The organism is Saccharothrix sp. ST-888 (assembly GCF_000955975.1).
GTDB lineage: Bacteria > Actinomycetota > Actinomycetes > Streptomycetales > Streptomycetaceae > Kitasatospora.
Genome location: NZ_JYJF01000781.1, coordinates 1 through 325, shown reverse-complemented (window position 1 = coordinate 325; position 325 = coordinate 1). Strand labels below are relative to the sequence as shown.

At 72.9% G+C, this 325-nt stretch carries 1 protein-coding gene; it reads right to left on the bottom strand.

The window, feature by feature from the left end:
- Nucleotides 1-285 (bottom strand): hypothetical protein (locus UK12_RS40645; protein WP_156179157.1); only part of this gene is annotated, 285 nt, incomplete at its 3' end.
- Between the last annotated feature and the right edge of the window lie 40 nt (nt 286-325).

The following is a 325-nucleotide window of genomic DNA, read 5'->3' as shown; positions in this document are numbered from 1 at the left end:
TCCTTCGGTGACCGTGACAACCGTTCGGGTGGCTTCAACCGCGATGACCGCGGCAGCCGTTCCTTCGGTGACCGCGACCGCAACCGTGACGACCGCGGTCGCCGTTCCTTCGGCGACCGTGACAACCGCTCGGGTGGCTTCGCGGGCCGCGACCGCGACGACCGCGGCAGCCGTTCCTTCGGTGACCGTCCGGCCCGTTCGTTCGGTGACCGTCCGGCCTTCGGTCACCGCAACCGGGACGACCGCGGCGGCAACACCCGTCCGTTCGCCCGCCGCGACGACCACCGCTCCGGTGGCCGTCCGCAGGGTGGCTTCGCCGGCCGCG